This window comes from Bartonella jaculi, from assembly GCF_039543045.1.
In the GTDB taxonomy this organism is placed as follows: Bacteria; Pseudomonadota; Alphaproteobacteria; order Rhizobiales; family Rhizobiaceae; genus Bartonella; species Bartonella jaculi.
Genome location: NZ_BAABIZ010000116.1, coordinates 1 through 1,376, shown reverse-complemented (window position 1 = coordinate 1,376; position 1,376 = coordinate 1). Strand labels below are relative to the sequence as shown.

Here is a 1,376-nt window from a genome sequence, read left to right as displayed (position 1 = left end):
TGTGCTAGACCTTCAAGACGCTTTCCGCCTGCTTGGGTCCATTTCTGTAGCTCTGCAGGGACAGCTTCATATTCACCCTGATTGAGCTTTTTTAACAGTGTCGAGTTACAAAAGGCTGCTGTTCCTACATTATAGCAAAAAGATACTAACGCCGCGAATTGTTCATCCGTTAATGAAACTGTAACAGCGCGTTCAACAGCATTTTCAAATTGTCTTAAATCTTTGCAAAGAAGTTCTTCTGCTTGCTTTTCAGTGATTGTCATGCCTTCGTAAATAAAAGGTTTTCCAGCACTGTTTGTATGTCCATAACCTATTGTCCATACCCCAATGGCATCTTTATAGGCGTTCAAACGCAAACCTTCCCATTGTTTGATAAGTGCAAGTCCTTCTGATGATATTTTTCGCATATGATTCTCCATAAAAAAAGCTCCGCAAAAAGCAGAGCTGGATTAAAAAATTGACATCTTTCTCATTCGGAAAGATAGCTTGGTTAAGCTTCATGTCACTTTTTCATTGGAATAAAAGAAGATTTTTTCTCAACTTTTAATTTCTTTCTTGACAAATATTCGTTTATAAACGAATATACATCATGTTTGAAATACGTCACTACCTTACTTCTGATGGCAAAGACTTGATAGCTGATTGGCTGCGAAAGCTCCGTGATATGCAGGCTAAAACTGCAATTATTCGCCGCCTTAATCGTTTAGAGCAGGGAAACTTTGGCGATTTCAAGCCGCTTCGTGAGGGTGTTCATGAATTGCGTATTAATGTTGGTCCTGGCTACCGAGTTTATTATGTCCAATCTAGAAAGACCGTATTGTTGCTATTATGCGGTGGCAGCAAAAAAACACAAGAGACTGATATCACTCGTGCATGTGCTTGCTGGCGTGATTGGCAAAACCGTGAAGATTAAAGGAGTGCAAAAATGAAAGACCGTAACCATGATGATGCAATGGCAGAAATATTCCGTGATGACCCTGAGTTGGCAGCAGCTACCCTTGATGCAATCCTAGCAGATGGTGATCAGGGTGAACTGCTTGTAACTCTACGCCAAATGGCCAAAGCTTATGGTGGTGTTCAAGCTGTAGCTAAAGCAGCCAATTTGAACCCAACACAAATTTACCGTACACTTTCAGAAAAAGGTAATCCAGAGTTCCGCAGCTTGAATGCTTTACTGCGTACCATGGGGTTTCGTTTAGCTGTACAGCCTCTTGAACGACCAGTTCCACACGTGTAGCTTTAGTGTCCACTCCCCACCTTTAAAGATGGGGAAGGGAGGTATTTAAGCAATCATTTTTAATGAGGGGCTCTACATTTGGTTTATAACCTATCATGTATCCTCTTCGTCCATATGGATTACGCCTTCGCCTTCGTCG

Annotated in this window: 3 protein-coding genes; 2 read left to right on the top strand and 1 reads right to left on the bottom strand. The window is 41.4% G+C overall.

The features are described 5' to 3' along the window. Positions 1-407 (bottom strand): lysozyme (locus ABD915_RS09670; RefSeq protein ID WP_345117739.1); only part of this gene is annotated, 407 nt, incomplete at its 3' end. A 182-nt stretch (positions 408-589) separates the two neighbouring features. Between ABD915_RS09670 and ABD915_RS09665 the strand changes: the two genes are divergently transcribed. Beyond that, the gene (locus ABD915_RS09665; RefSeq protein WP_345117737.1) at positions 590-913 is read left to right on the top strand and encodes a type II toxin-antitoxin system RelE/ParE family toxin; all 324 of its coding nucleotides are present in this window, start codon (positions 590-592) and stop codon (positions 911-913) included. A 12-nt stretch (positions 914-925) separates the two neighbouring features. Beyond that, positions 926-1,237, top strand: coding sequence for a helix-turn-helix domain-containing transcriptional regulator (locus tag ABD915_RS09660; protein WP_345117735.1), 312 nt, complete (start codon positions 926-928; stop codon positions 1,235-1,237). Positions 1,238-1,376: the final 139 nt, after the last annotated feature.

Bases quoted from the DNA above. Each gene is read 5' to 3' on its own strand.
- ABD915_RS09665 (WP_345117737.1), top strand. From the start codon at position 590: ATGTTTGAAATACGTCACTACCTTACTTCTGATGGCAAAGACTTGATA.
- ABD915_RS09660 (WP_345117735.1), top strand. From the start codon at position 926: ATGAAAGACCGTAACCATGATGATGCAATGGCAGAAATATTCCGTGAT.